Here is a 24,729-nt window from a genome sequence, read left to right as displayed (position 1 = left end):
TTCGGTTATCGGCACGGGATTTCACAATGCCTTGGGGACGGAATGCGGTGACAACCGAGACGACAATCGAATCAGGGCCGGTCGCGGTGGTCGGGTTGGCCTGCCGGTTGCCCGGGGCGCCGGACGCCGCCGCGTTCTGGCGGCTGCTCGCCGAGGGCGGCGACGCGGTCACCGAGGCGCCCGCGGACCGGTGGACCGATCGCGCCGGTGGCATCCGGCGTGGCGGTTTCCTCGACTCGATCGACACCTTCGACGCGGACTTCTTCGGCATCTCCCCGCGGGAAGCCGCCGCCATGGATCCCCAGCAGCGGTTGACGCTCGAACTCGGCTGGGAGGCCCTCGAAGACGCGGGCATCGTGCTGTCGACGGTCAGGGCGAAGCGGACCGGTGTGTTCGTCGGGCTGATGGCCGACGACTACGCGGCGCTTCGCGCCCAGCACGGTGCCGCGGCGGACAAGCACACGCTCACCGGCCTCAACCGTGGTGTGCTGGTCAACCGGCTCTCCTACTTTCTGGGGGCCACCGGCCCGAGCGTCTCGATCGACAGTGCGCAGTCCTCGTCCCTGGTCGCAGTCCATGTCGCCGTGCGCAGTCTGCGATCGGGCGAGTCGGAGCTGGCGCTGGTCGGCGGTGTGAACCTGAACATCCTGGCCACGACGACCGAGGCGGCCGACCGGTTCGGCGGGCTTTCCCCGGACGGCCGCTGTTTCACCTTCGACGCCCGGGCGAACGGTTACGTCCGCGGTGAAGGTGGCGTGATCATCGTGCTCAAGCCGCTGGCAACCGCGTTGGCGGACGGCGACCGGGTGTACTGCGTGCTGCGCGGCAGTGCGGTCAACAACGACGGCGCGACAGACGGGCTCACTGTGCCGAGCCGGGCCGCGCAGGAAGCGGTGTTGCGAGCCGCGTACGCCGATGCGGGGGTGCAGCCCGCCGACGTGGGTTACGTGGAACTGCACGGCACCGGCACGCGGGTCGGTGATCCGATCGAGGCCGCCGCGTTGGGCGCGGTGTTCGGTTCGTCCCGGCCGGTCGGTTCGCCACTGTTGGTCGGTTCGGTGAAGACGAACATCGGTCACCTGGAAGGTGCGGCCGGGATCGCCGGGCTGGCCAAGGCGGTGCTCGGCGTCCGGTACCGGACCGTGCCGGCCAGCCTCAACTTCGCCACACCCAACCCGGACATCGCCCTGGACGGGCTGCGAGTGGCGACTGAGCCGACGCAATGGCCCAGTGGCCCGGCCGTGGCGGGAGTGAGCTCGTTCGGCATGGGCGGCACCAACTGTCACGTCGTTGTCGCGGAGGCGCCGGAACCGTCTGCTCGCTCAGCCGGAACCGTTGCCACCGCACTGCCGTGGGTGCTGAGCGCGCCGAACGAGCCCGCGCTGCGGGCGCAGGCCGCACGGCTGGCCGGGCATCCGGTGGCAGGACTGGCTGATGTCGGCTTCTCGTTGGCCACGACCAGGGAGATGTTCGCCAACCGCGCTGTCGTGATCGCCGCCGACGAGGCCGGGTTCCGCTCGGGTCTGACGGCGCTCGCGGCTGGCGAACCGGCGCGGGAAGTCGTGCGCGGGCGAGTCGCCGACGAGGCCGGGCTCGCGTTCCTGTTCTCCGGCCAAGGCAGTCAGCGTGTCCACATGGGACTGCAGCTGAAGGCCGAGTACGGCGGTTATGCCCGCGCCTTCGACGAGGTCTGCGCGGTTGTGGATCCCTTGCTCGACGAGCCGTTGGCGCGAGTGCTGGGTGATGCCGGAAAACTCGGCCGGACCGGTTTCACCCAGCCGGCGTTGTTCGCTGTCGAAGTGGCGCTGTTCCGGCTTTTCGAACAGTGGGGTGTGCACCCGGATCTGCTGATCGGTCATTCGATCGGCGAACTGGCGGCCGCGCACGTGGCGGGGATGCTGTCCTTGGCGGACGCGGCGAAGGTGGTCGCCGCTCGCGGCCGTCTGATGCAGCGGCTTCCGTCGGGTGGCGCGATGCTCGCCGTCGACGCTTCCGAAAGCGAGCTCCGGCAACACGTTGCCGAGTCTGATGGACGGATCGACGTCGCCGCCGTGAACGCCGCCGACGCGGTGGTGCTGTCCGGCGACGCTGAGCCGTTGCGTGCCCTGGCGGCCGAGTTGACCGCAGCCGGGCACCGCACGCGCATGCTGCCGGTGAGCCACGCGTTCCACTCCCATCGGATGGACCCGATGCTTGAGGACTTCGGCCGGGTCGTCGCGGGCGTCAGCTGGTCGGCGCCGGCCATCCCGATCATCTCCACGCTGACCGGCCGGCGACTGACCACCGCGCCCGACCCGGACTACTGGGTGCGCCAGGTCCGTGAACCGGTGCGGTTCGCGGACGCGCTTGCAGCGGCGGATGCGGCCACGTTCGTCGAGATTGGACCCGACGCGGTGCTCACGGCGTCGGTACGCGCCCGCGGAGCGGCCATATCCGCGTTGCGCCGGGACCGCCCCGAGCCAGCCGAAGTGCTGTCCGCTGCGGCGACCGTGTTCGCACGCGGTGGCACGGTCGACTGGGCGGCCGTGTTCGACGGCCGGGGTGCGAGCCGCACGGCATTGCCGACCCATGCCTTCCAGCGCCAGCGTTATTGGCTGGGCGAGGCCGTAGCGCCACCTCCGGTGGAACGCGCCGCTCCGATGGCAGGTGTGACCGGGCCGGCCTTGCTCGACCTGGTCCAGTCCACGACCGCGCTGGTGCTCGGGCACGTGACACCGAGCGCGGTCGACCAAGACCGGACGTTCCGTGATCTGGGCATCGATTCGCTCGGTGCGGTGGAGCTGCGCGACCGGCTCGGTGTCGCGACCGGCCTCGATCTGCCGCCGGGGATCGTCTTCGACTATCCGACCGCACGGCTGCTGGCCGAGCACTTGCGGGCGGATGCCTCGCCGGTCTCGGACGTGCCGGCCACCCCGGCCGGTGAGCCGATCGCGATCGTGGGCATGGGCTGCCGCTATCCGGGCGGCGCGGATTCCCCGGACCGGCTGTGGCAACTGGTCACGGATGGGGTCGACGCGATCTCCGGCTGGCCGGACGACCGCGGCTGGGATCTGCCCGAAGCGTCCGCAGTGCCCAAACGCGGCGGATTCCTTCCTGATGCCCCCGAGTTCGACGCGGACTTCTTCGGCATCTCGCCGCGTGAGGCGCTGGCGATGGACCCGCAGCAACGCCTGCTGCTCGAAGTGGCCTGGGAGGCGATCGAACGGGCCGGCCTCGACCCGCTGTCGCTGAAGGCGAGCCCGACCGGGGTGTTCATCGGTGCGACCGCCCAGGATTACGGGCCACGCCTGTACGAGCGGGCCGGCGAAACCGACGGATACCGGCTGACCGGCACGACCGTGAGCCTCGCTTCCGGCCGGCTCGCCTACACGTTCGGTCTCGAAGGACCCACGATCACCGTGGACACGGCGTGTTCGTCGTCCCTGGTCGCGTTGCACCTGGCCGCACAGGCGCTGCGGCAGGGCGGATGCACGCTCGCGCTCGCCGGCGGCGCCGCGGTGCTGAGCAACCCGGGGATGTTCACGGAGTTCAGCAGGCAGGGCGGGCTCGCCCCGGACGGGCGCTGCAAGGCGTTCGGCGCGGGAGCCGACGGCACTGGCTGGGCCGAGGGCGTCGGCGTTGTTGTGCTCGCCCGGCTGTCGGAGGCACAACGGCGTGGGTTGCCGGTGCTGGCCGTGCTCCGCGGCTCAGCGATCAACTCCGACGGTGCCAGCAACGGCCTGACCGCCCCGAGCGGGCGGGCCCAGGAACGGGTGATCGGCCGCGCACTGGCCGACGCTGGACTGGAGCCGGCGGACGTCGACCTGGTCGAAGCGCACGGCACGGGCACGAAGCTGGGTGATCCGATCGAGGCCGCGGCACTGCGGGCCGGCTACGGCCGGGACCGTGATCGTCCACTGTGGATCGGATCGCTGAAGTCCAACATCGGGCACACCCAGGCCGCCGCCGGGATCGGCGGGGTGATCAAGGCCGTGGAGGCGCTGCGGCGGGGAATTCTCCCGCGCACTCTGCACGCTGACGAACCGTCGCCCTACATCGACTGGGCCACTGGCCCGCTGTCGCTGCTCACCGAAGCGCGGCCGTGGCCGGAATCCGGTGCGCCGCGCCGGGCTGCTGTCTCGTCGTTCGGGATCAGCGGGACGAACGCCCATGTGATCCTCGAACACGTGCCCGCGACGGAGATGCCCGAGACGCATCCGACCACTGTGGACCAACCGGTGCCGTGGGTGGTGTCGGCACGGAGTGCGGAGGCCTTGCGAGCTCAGTGCGACACGTTGCGGCACGCCGTTGACTCATTCCCGGCGGACATCGGATTCTCACTGGCCACATCGCGGGCCCAGCTGTCCCATCGGACCGTTGTCTTCGGCGGGAACACAGCCGAACTGCTCGAACGGCTCGTCCAAGCCGACGCCGGGCCGCCCGCGGAGCCCGGGAAGACAGCGTTTCTCTTCAGCGGACAAGGCAGTCAGCGGGCCGGGATGGGACTCCGGCTCGCGGCAGCGTTCCCGATTTTCGCGCTGGCGCTCGACACCGCGTGCGACCTGTTCACCCCGCACCTGAACCGCCCGCTGCGGGACGTCCTGTCCGATGTGGACCTGCTTGACCGCACGGAGTACACCCAGCCGGCGCTGTTCGCGCTCGAGCTCGCGCTCTACCGGTTCGCCAGGAAGTTCGGCCTGGCACCGGACTTCGTCACGGGCCACTCGGTCGGCGAGCTGGTCGCCGCACACGTCGCCGGTGTCTTCTCAGCCGAGGACGCGGCACGACTGGTCGCGGCGCGCGGTCGGCTGATGCAGCAGGCGCGGCCGGGTGGGGCGATGGTGGCTGTCGAAGCCGGCGAGTCCGAACTGGCCGGGCTGCCGGCCGGGGTGGCGCTGGCCGCGGTCAACGGGCCGCGGTCGATCGTGCTGGCCGGCGACCCGGATCCGGTTGCCGTCGTGGCGGACTCGTGGCGCGAGCGTGGCCGCAGAGTGACTGTGCTTCGGGTCAGCCACGCGTTCCATTCCCCGCACATGGACTCGGTACTGGCGGAGTTCCGGGCGGTGGCCGGGGAGATTTCCTATTCGGAGCCGCGCATACCGGTGATCGCCAACCGGACCGGCAGGCCGGCGACCACCGGTGAGTTGACCGACCCGGAATACTGGGTCCGGCACGTCCGGGACACGGTTCGGTTCGGCGACGGCGTGCGCGAACTGCACGAGCAGGGCGTCACCCGCTACCTCGAAGTCGGGCCCGGTGCGGTGCTCGGCAGCGCCGTCCTGGACTGCCTTGGCGAAGAAGCGCCTGCCCCCATGGCGTTGCTGCGAGCCGAACTGTCCGAACCAGACTCTTTCCGGACGGCGCTCGCGGCCATGTACCTCCGCGGTGCGGATGTCGACTGGACGCCATTCTTCCCTGATGCACGGCGGGTGGATCTGCCCACGACGGTCTTCCGCCGACGCCGGTACTGGCTGGCCCCCACACCGTCGACCACTGCGGCGCACCCGCTGCTCGGCACCGGCGTCGACCGTGCCGGTGGTGACGAGATCCTGTTCACCACAACACTGTCGCCGAACCAGCTGCCCTGGCTGGCCGACCACGTGGTTGGCGGGATGCCGCTGCTGCCCGCGACCGCGTTCCTGGAAATGGTGCTGGCGGCAGCACATTCCACGGGGCACGCGGCGGTCGGCAGCCTGACGATCGTCGCGCCGCTCCCGGTACCGGCCGGTGCCGAGATCGAATGCCAGGTCGCGGTGTCCGGCCATCAGTTCTCGATCCACGCTCGCCGGCCTGGGCAGGACTGGGTGCGGCATGCCGAAGGCGTCCTCACCGAGGTGAGCGAACCGCCACCGGCCGCGATCGCGCGCCCGGCGACAGCGGCCGCGGTCGAGCTAAGCGGATGCTACGAGCGACTTGCCGTACAGGGCTATGAATACGGGCCTGCCTTTCAAGGGCTGCGTGCGATGTGGCGACAAGACGGACACGTCTACGCCGAGATCGAACTGCCCACCGAAGCCGAGGATCCGCGCTTCGGCCTGCATCCGGCGTTGCTGGACATGGCCTTACACCCGCTCGTGCTCGACGCCGGGGAACTGCTGCTTCCGTTTTCGTGGAGCGGGGTAAGGCTGTACGGGACTGCGACCACGACGCTGAACGCGCATTGGGCGCCGGCTGGGCAGGCCATGTCGCTGACCCTGACCGACCCCGAGGGCCGGCTGGTGGCGGTGGTCGACGAGCTCACCTTGCGGCCGGGGGCCACGCTCAGCACACCGCTGTACCGAATGGCTTGGACACCAGTCGAAGCCCTGAGCGGCACGCCGGATGCCCATGTCTCCTTCGAGGTTTCGACCGGGCGGACCGCCGACGACGCACGGGCCGAGCTGCATCGGGCGCTGGCTCGGATCCAGGACTGGCTCGCCGCCCCGGGGACCGGCGCCCGGCTGGTGTTCGTCACCCGGCGCGCCGTGGCCGTCGAGCCCGGCGAGGAGATCGAGGGCGGCGGCGCTGTCCTCGGGCTGGTTCGCGCGGCCCAGGCCGAACATCCGGACCAGTTCGTACTCGTGGACACCGACGGGTCCCTGCCGGTCGACCGTGCGTTGACAGGCGATCCACAAGTGGCTGTACGCGACGGGCGAGTTCTGGTGCCACGGCTGACCCGGGCCGCCGTGGCACAACCCACGCCGTGGCCGGACGGAACAGTCCTGGTCACAGGAGGAACCAGCGGGCTTGGTGCCCACCTCGCCCGGCGGCTCGTCACCCATCACAACGTCCGACGGCTGCTGCTGGTGAACCGCCGTGGCCCGGAAACGCCTGGTGCCCTGCAGTTCGCCGAGGAGCTACGGGTCCTCGGGACGTCGGTACGGATGGTCGCCTGCGACATCACCGACCGGGACGCCGTCGCCGCGCTGCTGGCCGAAAATCCCGTCACCGCGGTCGTACACGCGGCGGGCGTGCTTGATGACGGGACCGTGACGACGTTGACACCAGAGCGGGTCGACAAGGTGTTCGCCCCTAAAGCCTCCGGTGCCTGGCTGTTGCACGAGTTGACCGCTGATTTCGACCTGACGGCGTTCGTGCTGTTCTCCTCGGTCGGCGGGGTGGCCGGCCGGCCAGGACAGGCCAACTACGCCGCCGCGAACACCTATCTCGACGCACTGGCCCAGCATCGGCACGCCCGTGGACTGCCGGCGGTCAGCCTGGCGTGGGGTCCGTGGATCGGGGTCGACGGGATGGTCGACCGGCTCAGTGCGGCCGACCGCGAGCACTGGACCGAAGCCGGCCTGCCGCCGTTGACAGTGGCGGAGGGTGACGCGCTCTTCGATGCCGCGTTGTCCGCCGGATCCGGGATGTTCGTGCCCGCGAAGGTGACGGCGTCGTCGACGCTGCTGCGCCGTAAGACCACACCGTCCAACGGGACGTGGGCCGCGCGGATCGCGAGCCTGCCCGAAGCCGAGCGGCACCGGCGGGTGCTCGACCTGGTTGTGGCAGCCGGTGCCGCGGTGTTGGGACACGCGGATCCCGCACACTTGCGCCCCCGGGTCGCCTTCCGCGAGCTGGGCTTCGATTCGCTGGCCGGGCTCGAACTGCGCAACCGGCTCGGCGCGGCGACCGGGCTGCGGCTGTCGCCGACTGTGGTCTTCGACCACCCGACTCCGCACGCGCTGACCCAGTTCCTGCTCACCATGCTCGGCGAGTCCACGACCACCGCTGAGCCCGTCCGCGGCACGGCCGATCCCGCGGAACCGATCGCGATCGTCGGGATGGCGTGCCGCTACCCAGGCGGTGTCACTGGTCCCGGGGAGCTGTGGCGGCTTGTCGCCGAAGGCGTCGACGCGATCGGCGAATTCCCGGTGAACCGCGGCTGGCCGACCGGACTGCACGATCCCGATCCGGAAGCAGTCGGCAAATCCATCACCCGGCACGGCGGATTCCTCTACGACGCCGATCTCTTCGACGCCGAGTTCTTCGGCATCTCACCACGAGAAGCCCTGGCCGTCGACCCGCAGCAGCGGCTACTGCTGGAAACCTCCTGGGAGGCGCTGGAACGGGCTGGGCTGGCGCCAGACTCGTTGCGGGGCAGCAAGACCGGGGTGTTCGCCGGTGTGATGTACGACGACTACGCCTCCCGGCTGGCCCGGGTGCCGGCCGAGGCCGAGGGATACGTGCTCACCGGCACGACATCGAGTGTCGTGTCCGGCCGAATCGCCTACGCCTTCGGCTTCGAGGGCCCGGCGATCACCGTCGACACGGCATGCTCGTCGTCGTTGGTGGCGTTGCACCTGGCGGCGTCCGCGCTTCGGCGCGGCGAGTGCGATCTCGCGCTTGTCGGCGGTGCCACGGTCATGGCGAGCCCGACGACGTTCATCGAGTTCTCCCGGCAACGCGGTCTGTCGCCGGATGGGCGCTGCAAGGCGTTCGGTGCCGGCGCTGACGGCACCGGCTGGGCCGAAGGCGTCGGGATGCTTGTCGTAGAACGGCTTTCCGAGGCGCGCCGCCGCGGTCACCAGGTGCTCGCCGTGGTGCGTGGATCGGCGGTGAACTCCGACGGTGCCTCCAACGGCCTGACCGCACCGAACGGCCCGGCGCAGGAACGGGTGATCCGGCAGGCGCTGGCCGACGCCGGCCTTCGGCCGTCCGATGTGGACGTAGTAGAGGGGCACGGCACCGGGACGGCGCTGGGTGACCCGATCGAGGCGCGAGCGTTGCTGGCGGCCTACGGCCAGGACCGCGACCGTCCACTGTGGCTGGGCTCGCTGAAGTCGAACATCGGGCACGCCCAAGCCGCGGCCGGGGTGGCGGGCGTGATCAAGATGGTCGAAGCGATGCGGCATGGCGTGCTACCACGAACTCTGCACGCCGACGACCCATCGCCGTTCGTGGACTGGACTTCGGGCGAGGTCGCGCTGCTGACCGAAGCCCGGGCGTGGGACGCGCCTGGACCTCGTCGGGCCGCGGTGTCGTCGTTCGGGATCAGCGGTACGAACGCGCACGTGATCATCGAGCAAGCGCCGGAACCTGTGCCGGCGAGCCAAAAACCGGCGTACGCCGGATTGGTCCCACTGCCGGTCTCGGCTCGTACGCCGGCCGGCCTGGCAGCGCAGGCGTCTCGGCTGCGGGCCTGGCTCACCGAGCGTCCGGACTACGAGCCGGCCGATGTGGCGTTCTCCGCAGCGACCACGCGGGCGGCGCTGCCACACCGTGCGGTGGTGCTGGGCCACGACCGGGCTGAGCTCGATCGCGGCCTGGCCGCGCTCGAGACCGGCCAGCCGGCCGAAGCCGTGCTGACCGGGATCGCCGGGACCGGCGGGACTGGCGGAACGGCGCTGCTGTTTCCCGGACAGGGCAGTCAGTTTCCGGGGATGGGGCTGGCGTTGGCCGAGGCCCACCCGGTCTTCGCCGAGACCTTCGACGCGGTGTGCGCCAGGCTGGACCCGTTGCTCGGCCGTTCACTGCGCGACGTGATCAGCACCGAGCCGGAGTTGCTCGCCCAGACGGCTTGGACGCAGCCGGCGTTGTTCGCGATCGAGGTCGCCGCCGCTGCGGCCGCCGCTGCGACCGGGGTGCGACCGGACTACCTGATCGGCCATTCCGTAGGTGAACTGGCCGCCGCGTACGTGGCCGGTGTGTTCAGCCTCGATGACGCGTGCACGCTCGTGGCGGCTCGTGGTCGGCTGATGCAGGCGGCGCCCGCTGGGGGTGCGATGGTGGCGATCGAAGCCACGGAGGCCGAGATCACGCTTTCCGAGGGTGTCGTGATCGCGGCGGTCAACGGTCCGCGCTCGGTGGTGGTTTCCGGTGACGCGGACGCAGTGCTCGATCTTGCCGGACAGTGGCGGGCCCGTGGGCGCCGCACGTCCCGGCTGCGCGTGAGCCACGCGTTCCACTCGCCACATATGGACGCCGTGCTGGCCGAATATCGGACGGTGGCGGCCGGGCTGACCTATGCCGTCCCCTCGGTGCCGTTGATCTCTGGGCTTACCGGCACGGGGATCACCGAAACCGACGCGGACTACTGGGTACGGCAGTTGCGGGACGGTGTCCGGTTCCTTGACGGAATGCGGTATCTCGACGAGGCCGGTGTGCGGACATTCCTCGAGGCCGGGCCCGGTGCGGCGTTGTCGGCGCTCGCCACGGACTGCGTCGACTGGCCGGATGCCGTTGTCGTGCCGCTGCTTCGCCCTGGCGTCCCGGAAGACGAGAGCTTCGTCACCGCTCTGTCCACAGTGCACGTCGCAGGTGACCCGATCGACTTGGGAGCATTGCTGACGGGGGCTCACCGGGTCGACCTGCCGACCCAGGCCTTCCAGCGCGACCGCTACTGGTTGTCGGACGCCGGTGCCGCCGAGCCGGCCGCGCTCGGCCTGCTGGCCAGTGCGCACCCCTTGCTCGGCGCGGCCACCGAACTCGCCGATGGTGGCGACCTCGTGTTCACTGGACGGTTTTCCACGGACCTGCATCCGGTACTGGCAGATCATGCCGTCCGCGGGGTGCCGTTGGTGGCAGCCGCCGTCCTGCTCGACCTGGCTGTGTCGGCCGAGGACCAGACCGCCCTTCCGGTGGTGGAAGAGCTCGCGCTTGAGGCACCGCTCCTGCTGCCTGAGATCGGTGGGGCACGCGTCCAGCTGGCTGTGCGTGGCCCGGATCCCACCGGTCGTCGGCCGTTCACCGTCCATAGTGGATCAGAGGACGGTGGCGGCTGGACCAGGATCGCGCACGGCGTGCTGGCTGCGGCGACCGATCCCGAGCCTGTCGTCGATTCGGAACCATGGCCACCCTCAGGCGCGGAGCCGATCGACCTTGATGGTGCCTATGACGCGTTGGCGGATGCCGGTTACGGATATGGGCCGGCATACCGGAACCTGACCGCGGCATGGCGACTCGGCGACGACTTGTACGCGGAAGTGCGGCTGCCCGAGGGCGCAGCATCCTTCGCGATTCACCCCGCCCTGCTGGATGCCGCGTTGCATCCGCTCGCCCTCGCCGCTGAAGGCGGGCCGAACGTGCCGTTCGTGTGGACTGGAGTGCGGTTGTGGGCTACTGGAGCGACCGAGGCGCGAGTCCGGCTGTCACGATCCGGATCGGACACTGTCGCGGTCCGGCTGAGTGATCCGGCCGGTCGAGCTGTGCTGACGGCCGAGGGGGTATCGCTACGGCCGTTGCGGCTCGATTCCGGGGACGGCGCTTTGGCCGTGCAGACCTGGGAAGCCGTCTCAGGTACCTCGTCCGCCGAAACCGTTGGCTGGTATGCGGAACTGGACGAGGCCGATCCGGTGCCAGGATACGTCGTGGAAGTCGTGCCAGAGGCATCGGATCCGCTTGAGGTGACTCGGCAGGCGCTGGCCACTGTTCAGACCTGGGTCACCGAGGAACGGTTCGCCGGCCGCGTGCTTGTCGTGGTTACGCGGGGCGCCGAGGTGGATCTCGCGGGCGCTGCAGTGTGGGGACTGATTCGTTCCGCGCAGGCCGAGCATCCCGGCCGGATCGTCCTTCTCGACATAGACCGGGAACCAAACCTCGAAGCGGTGCGCTCGGCGCTGATCGACGGCGAACCGCAACTGATGGTCCGCAACGGAGTCGTCCACACACCACGGCTCGTTCCCGCACAGCCGGCAGCACGTCCGGCAGTCGAACTCACCGGCGGGACAGTGCTGATCACCGGTGCCAGCGGAGCGCTGGCCGGGGTGGTGGCCCGGCATCTGGTCACGCAACATGGAGTTGAGCACTTGCTCCTGATCAGCCGACGCGGCCCCACAGCGACCGCGCAACTGGTGGCCGAACTCCAGGAGTTGGGTGCCATGGCGACCGCACGCGCCTGCGACGTCGGTGATCGGGCTGCCCTCGCCGCGGTGCTCGACGACATCCCGATGGCACATCCGCTGGTGGCCGTGGTGCATACGGCCGGAGTACTTGACGACGGCACAGTGACCGCGTTGACCCCGGACCGGCTGGAAAAGGTCCTGCGGCCCAAGGCAGAAGGGGCCCGGCACCTGCACGAGTTGACCGCTGGGCTCGACCTGCGAGCGTTCGTGCTCTTCTCGTCCATCGCAGGCACGATCGGCACTGCCGGGCAAGCGAACTACGCGGCGGCCAACGCGGTTCTCGACGCAGTGGCCCGGCAGCGGGCCGCCGCCGGGCTGTCCGCGCTGTCGCTGGCGTGGGGCCCGTGGGCGGGCGACGGAATGGCCGCGACCCTGTCCGCTGCGGACCAGGCCAGGCTGAATCAGGCCGGGATCGGCCTGCTGGCACCGCAGGACGGCCTGCGCCTGCTCGATTCGGCGCTCACCGGCGCCGAACCGGCGGTGGTCGCGGCCAGGCTCGACCGCACCACGGTCGGCCGGACCACAGCCCGGCGGCGCACGACGGCCAAGCCGACCGCGAGTGAACCGCTTGACCTGGTGCGGGATGCCGTCGCGGCCGTGCTCGGTCACGCGGATCCGGCTGGGCTCGATCCGAACCGGCCGTTCAACGAACTCGGCTTCGACTCGCTGACCGCGGTCGAACTCCGCAATCGGCTCGCGAAGGCGACCGGGCGGCGACTGCCGGCCACGCTCGTGTTCGACCACCCGACGCCTGTGGCAGTCGCCGAACTGCTCGGCGGCGGTCGACGGCAGACGCAGGCCACGGTCGTGCACGCGCCAACGGATGAACCACTCGCGATCGTCGGCATGGCCTGCCGGTACCCGGGAGACGTCCGTAGTCCGGCGGATCTATGGCGGTTGGTATCCGAGGGCGGTGACGCGATCGGCGAGCTGCCAACCGATCGCGGTTGGCGCGTGGACGAGCTTTATCACCCTGATCCCGGACATCCGGGCACGAGCTACGCCCGACACGGCGGTTTTCTTTATGAGGCTGCTGATTTTGATGCTGGGTTTTTTGGGATGAGTCCTCGGGAGGCGTTGGCGACGGATCCTCAGCAGCGGTTGTTGTTGGAGGTGGTGTGGGATGCGTTGGAGGATGCTGGGTTTGATCCGGGTGGGTTGCGTGGTTCGGAGACTGGTGTTGTTACGGGTGTGATGTACAACGACTACGGCAGCCGTCTGCATCAGTCCGGCCGTGCCATTCCCGGCCATGAAGGCTACCTGGTGACCGGTAGCGCGGGGAGTGTGGTTTCCGGCCGGGTGGCGTACTCCTTCGGATTTGAAGGGCCTGCGATTTCTGTGGATACGGCGTGTTCGTCGTCGTTGGTGGGGTTGCATGTTGCTGGTGGGTTGTTGCGTGGTGGTGAGTGTTCGTTGGCGGTGGTGGGTGGTGTGTCGGTGATGTCGTCGCCGGCGGTGTTTGTGGAGTTTTCGCGTCAGGGTGGGTTGGCGGTGGATGGTCGGTGTAAGGCGTTTGGGGTGGGTGCGGATGGTGTGGGGTGGGGTGAGGGTGTTGGTGTGCTTGTTGTTGAGCGGTTGTCGGATGCGGTGCGGCGTGGTGGTCGTGTGTTGGGGGTGGTGCGTGGTTCGGCGGTGAATTCGGATGGTGGGTCGAATGGTTTGACTGCGCCGAGTGGTCCGTCGCAGGTGCGGGTGGTGCGGCGTGCGTTGGCGGGTGCTGGTTTGTCGCCATCTGATGTGGATGTTGTGGAGGCGCATGGCACCGGCACCAAACTCGGGGATCCGATTGAGGCTCAGGCGTTGATGGAGGTGTTTGGGGGTCGTGATCGGCCGTTGTGGTTGGGGTCGGTGAAGTCCAACATCGGTCATGCGCAGGCGGCTGCCGGGGTCGCCGGTGTGATCAAGATGATCGAGTCGATGCGACACGGTGTGTTGCCGCGGACGTTGCATGCGGATGAGCCGTCGCCGCATGTGGAGTGGGATGGTTCGGTGCGGTTGTTGACGGAGTCTCGTGTGTGGCCGGAGACGGGGCGGCCGCGTCGGGCTGGGGTGTCGTCGTTTGGGATTAGTGGGACGAATGCGCATGTGATTGTTGAACAGGCTCCGGTGGTGGAACCATCTGTGGGTTCGGTGGTGTTGCCGGTGGTGCCGTGGGTGGTGTCGGCGCATTCGGGGCAGGCTCTGGATGAGCGGTTGGCTGGGTTGTCCGGTGTGGAGGCTGGTGCGTTGGATGTGGGTTTTTCGTTGCTGTCGCGGGCTGTGTTCGATCACCGGGCTGTGAGGGTGGGCGAACGGTTCATTCGTGGCATGGTCTCGGCCGGAACGAGTGTGGGTTTCCTGTTTTCCGGACAGGGGCCGCAGCGGCGGGGGATGGGTCGCGAGTTGCGGGCGGTGTTCCCGGTGTTCGCTCGGGCTTGGGGTGAGGTTTGTCGTGTGATGAACCCGTTGTTGCCGGAGCCATTGACCGAAGTAGTCGACGGGAATGCGGGGTTGTTGGGGCGGACGGATTTTGCGCAGGCGGGGTTGTTTGCGTTTGAGGTGGCGTTGTTCCGGTTGTTGGAGTCGTGGGGTGTGAGGCCGGATGTGTTGGTGGGGCATTCGGTCGGAGAAATCGCGGCGGCGTGTGTGGTGGGGGTGTGGTCGTTGGAGGATGCGTGTCGGTTGGTGGTGGCGCGTGGCCGGTTGATGCAGGCTTTGCCGTCGGGTGGGGTGATGGTTTCGGTCCCGGTCGGTGAGGCTGATGCTGAGAAGGTGTTGTCGGGGCTGGTGTCGGTTGCGGCGGTGAATGGTGTGCGGTCGGTGGTGCTTAGCGGTGCTGCGGATGATGTCGCGGCTGTGGTCGCACGGCTAGGTGTTCGGGGACGCGAGTTGTCGGTGAGTCATGGGTTTCATTCGGTGTTGATGGAGCCGATGCTGGCGGAGTTCGGTGCGGTGGTGGCGGGCTTGTCGTCGTCGGATCCGGTTGTGCCGATGGTTTCTACGCGGACTGGGCGGCTGGTGGAGCCGGGGGAGTTGCGGGATCCGGAGTATTGGGTGCGGCAGGTGCGTGAACCGGTCCGGTTTGCTGATGCGGTGGATACCGCGCGGGCGATGGGGATTGCTCGGTTTGCGGAGGTGGGTCCGGATACGGTGCTGGCTGGGTTGGCTGCGGATGGTCTGCCGCCGGATGCGGTCGTGGTGGGATTACAGCATCGCCGCCTGGGTGACGTCGAGGCGTTGTTCACCGGGCTGGCTGAGCTCTGGGTCAACGGTGTCGAGGTCGACTGGCGTGACGTTTTCACCGACACCGGGGCACAACGCGTCGCACTTCCGGGATATCCCTTCCAACGCACCCGATACTGGCTCGACGCACCCTCGGCTGAGCCCGGACTGTCGGGAGTCGAGTCACTGGGGCATCCGCTGCTCAGTTCCGGCGTGGAGGTCGGCGGCGTTGGCTTCGTCGCCACAGCGCGGCTTTCCCCCAACGACTGGCTCGGCGAGCACGCTGTCTTCGGCACCAGAGTGGTGCCGGGCATGGCATTGGCCGAAATGGTCGCCGCTGTTGGCGGTTTCCTGGGCGCAGGTGGGATCGGCGAGCTTACCTTCACGCGGCCGCTGCTGCTCGAGTCCGAGACCGTCGTGCAGGTCTACGTGGACGGCGACCGTTCAGTGCGAGTGCTGTCCCAAGCCGACAACGGTGAGTGGACTGAGCACGCGACCGGCACGCTTTCCGACGTGTCGTCGCTACCTGCGAAGGCAGTCACGACGGCTGGCGACGATGTGGGTATCGAGGGCCTGTACGACGACCTCGCGAGTCGTGGTTACCGTTACGGCCCGGCCTTTCAGGCTTTGCGCAGGGTCTGGAGAGCCGGCGACACCGTGACGGCGGCGGCAGAACTGCCGGATGCGCTGTCCAGCAGCGGTTTCGTGATGCATCCGGTACTGCTCGACGCGGTACTGCACAGCCTGTTCGCCGCGAACGGGACTGATCGGATGTTGATGCCCTTCAGCCTGGCCGACGTCGTCATCAGCCCCTCCGGCTCGCGGGTGGCACGTGCTGTGCTGACGACGGTCGACGCAGACACGGTTTCCCTGACAGTCAGCGACGAATCCGGAACACCAGTAGTCCATATCGGACGACTCGTTCTGCGGCCCGCCGATCCGTCAGCGCTGAGCGGGGTGTTGCACACCGTTGACTGGGAGTCGGTCACGGCGTCGAAGGGGAGCGGGTTCGAGGGATGGGCCACGCTCGGTGGCCCCAGCGTGCTCGACCTGCCACCGATCGACGACCCGGCGTCCTGCCGGACGTTGGTGCTCTCGGTTGTGGACGATGAGCCGCTGTCGGCGTGCACCAATGCTCTGGGCGCGATCCAAGGCTGGCTGGACGACGAGCGGCTGGCACACACGCGGCTGGTTGTGCTCGTCCCGGAAACAGTCGCCGGGGCCGCGGTCGCCGGTCTGGTCCACAGTACGCAGGCTGAGCATCCGGACCGGCTGACTCTTGTGCGGACGGACGGCCATCCGGATTCGACGGCGGCGCTCGCCGAACTGCCGGACGAACCCGAAGCCCTGGTGACCGGTGGCCGGATCACGGTCCCGCGGATCGCTCCCGTTCCCCCGGTGCTGACCCCACCGGCCGGCCGGCCATGGCGGCTGGACTTCGTGCGCCGAGGCAGCCTGGACCGTCTTCGGCTGGTGGCCGACCCCGCGCTGGATCGGCCGTTGGCTCCGCACGAGGTCCGGGTCGCAGTCCGGGCGGCCGGGGTCAACTTCCGGGATGTGCTGATGGCGCTGGAGATGGTGCCCGACGACGCCGGCCTGCCGGGCAGTGAGGGCGCGGGCGTGGTCGTCGAGATCGGGTCCGAGGTGCGGGAGTTCGCACCGGGCGACCGTGTGCTCGGCCTGCTCGCCGGTGGCGCCGGCCCGATGTCCGTCGCCGACTCCCGGTTGCTCGTCCGGATGCCGGAGGACTGGACCTTCGCTGAGGCGGCGGCGGTGCCCGTGGCGTATCTGACTGCGTTTCTCGGCCTGGTGGACCTGGCCGGGGTGCGCCCCGGGGAGCGGGTGCTCGTCCACGCCGCCGCGGGCGGGGTCGGCATGGCGGCCGTCCAGTTGTGCCACTGGCTCGGTGCGGAGGTACTGGCGACGGCTTCGCCGGCGAAGCAGAACGTGGTTCGTGCGATGGGAGTCGAGCAGGTGGCGTCCTCGCGGTCGCTGGAGTTCGGGGACCAGTTCGGGGAAGTCGACGTGGTGCTCAACTCGTTGGCCGGTGAGTTCGTGGACACATCCGTGGGGCTGCTGCGCCAGGGCGGCAGGTTCCTGGAGATGGGCAAGACCGACATCCGGGACGCGGCCGAGTTCCCCGGTATTCGATACCAGGCGTTCGACGTGGCCGAGCCTGGCATCGACCGGCTCGGCGAGATCCTGCGTACGCTCGTGGACTTGCTGCGCCGCGAGGTGCTGTCGCCGTTGCCGGTGCGTGCCTGGCCGATCGAACACGCGGCGGACGCCTACCGGTTCCTGAGCCAGGCACGCAACATCGGCAAGGTCGTACTCACCATCGCGCCACCGCTGGACCTGGCGTCCGTGCTGGTCACCGGTGGCACCGGTGGCATCGGCGGCCTTCTGGCCGAGCACCTGGTCCGTGCGCACGGCACCCGGCGGCTGACTTTGGTGTCACGCCGAGGAGCCGAAGCGCCTGGCGCGACCGAACTGGTGCGGCGGCTTCGCCAGTTCGGCGCCGAAGTCCACGTGCACGCCGCGGACGTCACCGATCGAAGCGCGATGAGCGCGCTTCTGCCGGACGATCTCACTGCTGTCGTGCAGGCGACCGGCGTACTGGACGACGGCCTTGTCACGGCGCTCACCCCGGACCGGCTGACGACGGTGCTAGCGCCGAAGATCGAGGCTGCAGCCGTGCTGCACGACCTGACTCGCACGCGTGACCTTTCGACGTTCGTGCTGTTCTCCTCGGCTGCCGGGATCCTCGGCACGCCTGGCCAAGCCGCCTACGCCGCGGCCAACTCGGCGCTCGACGCGTTCGCCCGCCGACGCAGGGATCAAGGCCTGCCGGCGGTCTCCGTGGCATGGGGTCTCTGGGCACACCCCGGCGGCATGGCCGCCAGTCTCACCGACACCGACGTGGCCCGGATGGCACGCTCCGGCGTCGATCCGCTGCCGGCCGAGACCGGGCTGGAGACGTTCGACCGGAGTCTCGCCTGCCCGGAACCGGTCGTCGTCGGTGTCGCGTGGAACCGGCCGGAACTGGCCGCGCAGGCCCGCAGGGGAACGCTGAAACCGTTGCTGGAGAAGCTCGTCGGCAAACCGGTCCGGGTGGATGACACGGCTCGCCCATGGGCATCTCGCCTGTCGCCGGAGACCCTGCCCGACCTGATCGCCGAGCACACGGCGGCGGTGCTCGGCCACGGCGAGACCGCGGCGATCGACCCCGCTCGTCCGTTCGCCGAGCTGGGTTTCGACTCGCTGACCTCGGTCGAGTTGCGCAACCGGTTGGCGGGGGCGACCGGGTTGCCACTGTCGGCCACAGTGCTGTTCGACCATCCGACACCGGCCAGGCTCGCCGAACACCTGCGGGCCGGGCTCGTGTCGAGCGAACCGGCGGCGGACGACGCGGAGCTGGCCCGGCTCGTCGGCGCCATCCCCTTGGCACAGCTGCGCGCCGCGGGTCTGCTCGACCGTCTCCTCGAGCTCGCCGGTGTACCGGTCGAGCCGTCGAACGGTGCCGACTCGCTGGACGGACTCGGCGCGGAAGACCTCGTCCGGCTGGCAATGGGCACACAGGACAACTGACGCACGCGGCGGAAGGTGGGAGGCCTGATGACCATGTCCGAGGAGAAGCTCGTCGAAGCCCTCCGCACGGCCATGAAGGAGACCGAACGGCAGAAGCAGCTCAATCGCGAGCTGCGCGAGGCGGCACGGGAACCGATCGCGATCGTCGGCATCGGTTGCCGGTTCCCCGGCGGGATCCGTTCTTCCGGCCAGTTCTTCGACTTTCTCATCGAGGGCCGCAGCGCGGTGCGTCCGTTCCCCAGCGATCGTGGCTGGGATCTGGCCGCGTTGTTCAACGACGATCCGGAGGCCGCCCGGACGACCTATGTCCGGGAAGGAGGGTTCCTCGATGACGCCGCGGACTTCGACGCGGAGTTCTTCGGAATGAGTCCACGGGAGGCGCTGGCGGCCGATCCGCAGCAGCGGGTGTTGCTGGAGACCACCTGGGAGGCGCTCGAACGGGCCGGCATCGACCCACAGTCGTTGCGCGGCACGGAGACCGGAGTCTTCATCGGGTTGATGAACCAGGACTACGGGCCACGACTGCACCAGGCGCCGGCATCGCTGCAAGGACACCTGCTCACCGGCAACACCGGCAGCGTGGCGTCCGGCCGGATCGCCTACACGTTCGACTTCGCCGGTCCTGTGGTGACAGTCGACACGGCGTGTTCGTCGTCGCTGGTGACGCTGCACCTGGCCAGCCAGGCCCTGCGCCGCGGTGAGTGCCCGCTGGCGCTCGCCGGCGGTGTTGCGGTCCTGCCGAATCCGGGGTCCTTCATCGAGTTCTCCCGCCAGCGCGGGCTGTCCCGGGATGGGCGCTGCAAGCCCTTCGCCGCGGCCGCGGACGGTACGAACTGGTCGGAAGGTGTTGGCGTACTGGTGCTCGAACGGCTGTCGGACGCGCGCCGCAACGGTCGTCGTGTGCTGGCGGTGATCCGTGGCTCGGCGGTGAACTCGGATGGCGCCTCCAATGGCCTGACCGCTCCCAACGGACCGTCACAGGAACGGGTGATCCGGCGTGCGTTGGCGAGTGCCGGTCTTTCACCATCCGATGTGGATGCTGTGGAGGCGCACGGTACCGGGACCGAACTGGGAGATCCGATCGAGGCCCAGGCACTCCTGGCGGTTTACGGACGGGACCGCGGCCGTCCGTTGTGGCTCGGATCGGTGAAGTCCAACATCGGGCACGCGCAGGCGGCGGCCGGGGTCGCCGGCGTGATCAAGATGGTCGAGGCGATGCGGCACGGTACGTTGCCCCGCACCCTGCTGGCGGGCGAGCCTTCGCCTCATGTCGACTGGTCTGCCGGCCGGATCGAACTGGCCACCACCGAACGCCACTGGCCGGCCGGGGTACCGTGCCGAGTGGCGGTGTCCTCGTTCGGGATCAGCGGCACGAACTGCCACCTCATCCTTGAGCACGAGCCAGAACCTCTGCCCGCCAAGGGAAAACCCGCTTCAGATCCGGTTCCGCTCGTCATATCGGCCCGCACCGGGGCCGCATTGCAGGCTCACGCCAGCGAGTTGGCCGATTTCATGCGCGCGCACCCGGAGATCTCGCCGGCTGACATCGCCGTGGCGTTGCGGTCCCGGACGCTCTTCGACCATCGTGCGGTTGTGGTCGGTGCCGACACTGCGTCGTGCGAGAAGGAACTGCGGGCCGTCGCCACCGGTGATGCTGCGGTCGCGGAAGGCGCCAGGAAGGCTGTTTTCGTCTTCCCAGGGCAGGGCGCGCAGTGGCGCGGCATGGGGGCCGAACTGTACGCCACTTCCGAGGTCTTCCGGGAGGCCATCGAGCGGTGCGCCCGGTTCCTTGACCCGTTGACCGAGTGGTCCCTGGTGGACGTGTTGCACGACGACGACCTGGATCGCGTCGACGTAGTGCAGCCCGCCTTGTTCGCCATGATGGTGGCGTTGGCCGAACTTTGGCGGTCCTATGGTGTGGAACCAGCGGCGGTCGTGGGCCATTCGCAGGGTGAGATCGCGGCCGCGTGCGTCGCCGGCGCGCTTTCCCTTGCGGACGCGGCGAAGGTGGTTGCGGGGCGCAGCCGAGCGCTGCGGTTCGTGGCGGGGAAAGGCGGCATGCTCTCTGTCGCGCTGCCTGCCGCGGCAGCCGAGAAGCGGATCTCGCCTTGGGGTGAACGGATCTCTGTCGCCGCCGTGAACGGTCCAGCCACGACCGTCATGTCCGGCGACGCCGTCGCGCTCGACGAACTGACCGCCGCGCTCGACAGCGAGGGGGTTTGGTGCAAACGGATCGCCGTCGACTACGCGTCGCATTCGGCGCACATGGATTCGCTTCGCGAAGAACTCACAACGGCTTTGGCCGGGGTCACCGCGCGCTGCCCTGACGTGCCGCTCTACTCCACCGTCACCGGCGACTGGCTCGCGGCGGGGGAGGCGGACGCCGGCTACTGGATCCGCAACCTGCGCCAGACGGTGCTTTTCGAGCGAGCCGTCGATGACCTGGGGCGGTTGGGTTTCAACGCCTTCGTGGAGGTGAGCCCGCATCCGGTTTTGTCCATGGCGGTAGCTGAGACACTCGGCGGACGTGCACTGGTCACCGGCTCGTTGTCCCGGGGAGAGGGCGGAATGGAGCGGTTCCTGCGGTCGCTGGGCACGGCGTTCTGTGGCGGCCTTCCGGTGGACTGGACCGTCGTGGTGTCCGGCGACAGCCACCTACCCGACTTGCCGACGTATCCGTTCCAGCGGGAGCGGTTCTGGTTGCCCGTGGAGTCCGCCGAGACGGCATTGCCCGGGAGCCGGAACTGGGGCCACCCGTTGGCCGGGGCCGGCACCCAGATCGGCAGTACCGGTTTCGTCGCGTCCGGCCGGATTTCCGCGTCCGGCTGGCTGACCGAGCACACCGTCTCCGGCCGGACCGTCGTGCCCGGAGCGGCGCTGCTGGAACTGGCCGCGTCGGTCGGCCGCGAACTGGGTACCGAACTCGTTGGTGAACTGGAGCTGGTCCGGCCCCTGGTGCTCAGTGACCAGGACGCGCTGCTTCAGTTCGTTGTGGATGGTGAGAACGGGTTCCGGATCTGTTCCCGGGCACAGGACGGCCAATGGACCGACCACGCTACCGGGATCCTCGCTCCGCGCGGCATCCCGCCGGTGCCCATGGAATTCCCGTCGGGTGAACCGGTCGAGCTGGTTCGCGGTTACGAGGAACTGGCCACCCTCGGCTATGGGTATGGACCGGTTTTCCAGTGCCTTGAACGTGTTCTGCGTTGCGGTGACGAGCTTGTCGCCGACATCGCCTTGCCCGCCGATGTGGAGACCGAGGGATTCCTCGTCCACCCGGCATTGCTCGACGCGACCCTGCACGCTGTGCTGGCCACCAGTGACGGTGATCGGTTGCTGTTGCCGTTCTCGTTCGCCGACGTGAACGTGCGCCCGACTGCCGCCCGGCGCCTGCGGGTGCGGATCACCCCCGTCGGCCCGGACGCGGTGAGCCTGGTCGCGGCAGCCGACGACGGCACCCCGGTCGTCACGTTCGGCCGGATTTCGATGCGTCCAGCGGACCGGCACGATTTCGGATCGCCGTTGTATACCGTGACCTGGCAACCTGTCGAGTTGCCGTCAACCGAGACTGATGTGGTGGTGTGGACGGCGACCGGTGACGACCCCGCTGAGGCGGCCACCGAGGCGCTGAGGGTCGTGCGGGACTTCCTCGGCGACGCTCAGCAGGAGCGCACCAGGCTGGTTGTCCTGGTGGGGGATTCGCCCGCCGGGGCCGCGGTCGCCGGGCTGGTCCGCAGTGCCCAGACCGAACACCCCGGCCGGTTGACGCTGGTGCACACCGGTGGCCATCCGGGCTCGATGGCGGACCTGCGTGCGGCGGCGGCGTCGGGTGAGCCGGAGCTGGACCTCTCCGAAGGCGCGGCACGCGTGCCCCGCATCGGGATCGCTGATCTGGGGACCCAGTTGGTCCCGCCCGAGGACGGCAATTGGCGACTGCACGCCGTGGACAAGGGCACTTTCGACACGCTGGCGCTGGTCCCGGCAGAGCCGGTGGATCCCCTGCCGCCCGGCATGCTGCGGATCGAAGTACGGGCGTGCGGTGTGAACTTCCGCGATGTCCTTTCGGTGCTCGGCATGTACCCGGGTGAGGCGCCTGAGCTGGGTGGTGAGTGCGCGGGCGTGGTCACCCAGATCGGCGAGGGAGTGACCGGATTCGCGCCGGGGGACCGGGTGATGGGGATGGTTCCCGGCGCGTTCGCTCCAACGGTCGTCGCGGACGCGCGGTTGATGGTGCCTGTCCCCGACGGCTGGTCGTTCGCTGAAGCGGCCGGTGTTCCCGTGGCGTACCTGACCGCTTACCACGGGCTGATCGACCTCGCTGGTGTCCGGAATGGACAGCGAGTGCTGGTGCACGCCGCGGCCGGTGGAGTGGGCATGGCGGCGGTTCAGCTGTGCCGTTATCTCGGTGCCGAGGTGTATGCCACCGCCAGCCCGCCCAAGCACGACGTGGTCCGTTCGCTAGGCGTGGAGCGAGTCGCGTCGTCGCGGAACCTCGACTTCGTCGGTGAGTTCGCCACCGGGGTCGACGTGGTGCTGAACTCGCTCGCCGGCGAGTTCACCGACGCCTCACTGTCTCTTTTGGACGTCCGTGGCCGGTTCATCGAACTGGGCCGGACCGACCTGCGCAGCCCGGAGGAGGTCTCCCAGCGCTTCCCCGGGGTGCGCTACCGGGCCTTCGACCTGTCGGCCCTGGCCCCGGACCTGCTCGGCAAGCGCCTCCGTGCCCTGTCGGAGCTGTTCGAGCAGGGCGTGCTCCGGCCGCTGCCGGTGCGCACGTGGCCTTTGCCGCGTGCTGTCGAGGCGTTTCGGGTGCTCGGGCAGGCGCGGCACACCGGCAAGGTGGTGCTGATCCCACCTCGGCGGGCGGATCTCGACACCGTTCTGGTCACCGGTGGTACAGGTGGGCTGGGCGGGCTTGTCGCCGAGCACCTGGCGAAGCAGGGCGCCCGGCGCCTCGTGCTTGTGTCCAGGCGGGGGATGGCCGCTCCGGGCGCCGAGGAACTCGTCGCACGGATTCGGGCGCTCGGTGCGGATGTCGAGGTGCACGCCGCCGATGTCGCGGATCGGGACCAGATGACCGCGATCGTCCAGCCCGAGCTGACCGCAGTCGTGCACACGGCGGGTGTCCTCGACGACGGCCTGGTCACCACCATGACGCCCGAGCAGGTGCGTGGAGTGCTTGCTCCGAAGATCGGTGGTGCTGCCCTGTTGGCCGAGCTCAGCCACGCGCACGACCTCTCGGCTTTCGTGATCTTCTCGTCGGTGGCGGGCGTGCTCGGCACCGCCGGTCAGAGTGCTTACGCCGCGGCGAACTCCGCGTCGGACAGCCTCGCGCGGCTGCTGCGGTCGCAGGGATTGCCCGCTGTGTCAGCCGCCTGGGGCTTGTGGACTGATGAACACGGCATGGCCGCCGCGCTGTCCGATGAGGACCGTGACCGGTTGGCTCGGCTGGGCGTGCGGCCGTTGTCCGTTGAGCAGGGCCTTGAGCTGTTCGATCGTCTGCTGGACTCGCCTGGTCCGGTGGTGCTGCCGGTACAGTGGGATCTCGCGGCCCTGGGCGAGCAAGCACGCGCCGGTACCTTGCCCGCGGTGCTGTCGAGTCTCGTGGCTCAGCGCCGGAGCGACGTGGGTGATACGGCACTGGACGCCATTCGATCAGCGTCGCCGGAGAAAGCGCAAGAGCTGGTACAGTCGTTCGTCACCAGCCAAGTGTCCACAGTGCTCGGTCATCTCCGCGGTACGGCGGTCCGCGAGGACCGGGCCTTCAAGGAACTCGGCTTCGACTCGCTGACCGCCGTCGAACTACGCAACCGGCTCGCCGCGGCGATCGGGCTGTCGTTGCCCGCCACGCTGTTGTTCGACCATCCGACACCGGCCGCGCTCGCCGCTCACCTGACCGGCCTGTTGGTGGGCACGTCCAGCGATCCCGTCGCGCCGGTGCTGGCCGAAGCCGACCGGCTGGAGCAGTTGCTCGGGCGGGTCACCGCCGCGGAGGACCGGGCCAGGGTGGCCGCCCGGCTGCGGGAGCTGGTACGGCACTGGGGTGGCGCCGGGAAGCCGGACGACCTGATGTCGGCCACTGATGACGAAATCTTCGACGTGCTGGAGACCGAGCTCGGCATCAGCTGAGCCACCGCCCGCG

Annotated in this window: 2 protein-coding genes; both read left to right on the top strand. The window is 69.2% G+C overall.

From position 1 onward, the window contains the following. Window positions 1-47: 47 nt before the first annotated feature. Window positions 48-18,587 (top strand): type I polyketide synthase, encoded by an 18,540-nt coding sequence (locus JOF56_RS44690; protein WP_209645603.1) that lies wholly within the window; start codon window positions 48-50, stop codon window positions 18,585-18,587. A 27-nt stretch (window positions 18,588-18,614) separates the two neighbouring features. Continuing rightward, window positions 18,615-24,716, top strand: a complete 6,102-nt coding sequence (locus JOF56_RS44685; RefSeq protein ID WP_209645602.1) for a type I polyketide synthase — start codon at window positions 18,615-18,617, stop codon at window positions 24,714-24,716. The last annotated feature ends 13 nt before the right edge of the window (window positions 24,717-24,729 follow it).

The organism is Kibdelosporangium banguiense (assembly GCF_017876405.1).
GTDB lineage: Bacteria > Actinomycetota > Actinomycetes > Mycobacteriales > Pseudonocardiaceae > Kibdelosporangium > Kibdelosporangium banguiense.
This window is presented reverse-complemented; position numbering and strand designations above follow the sequence as displayed.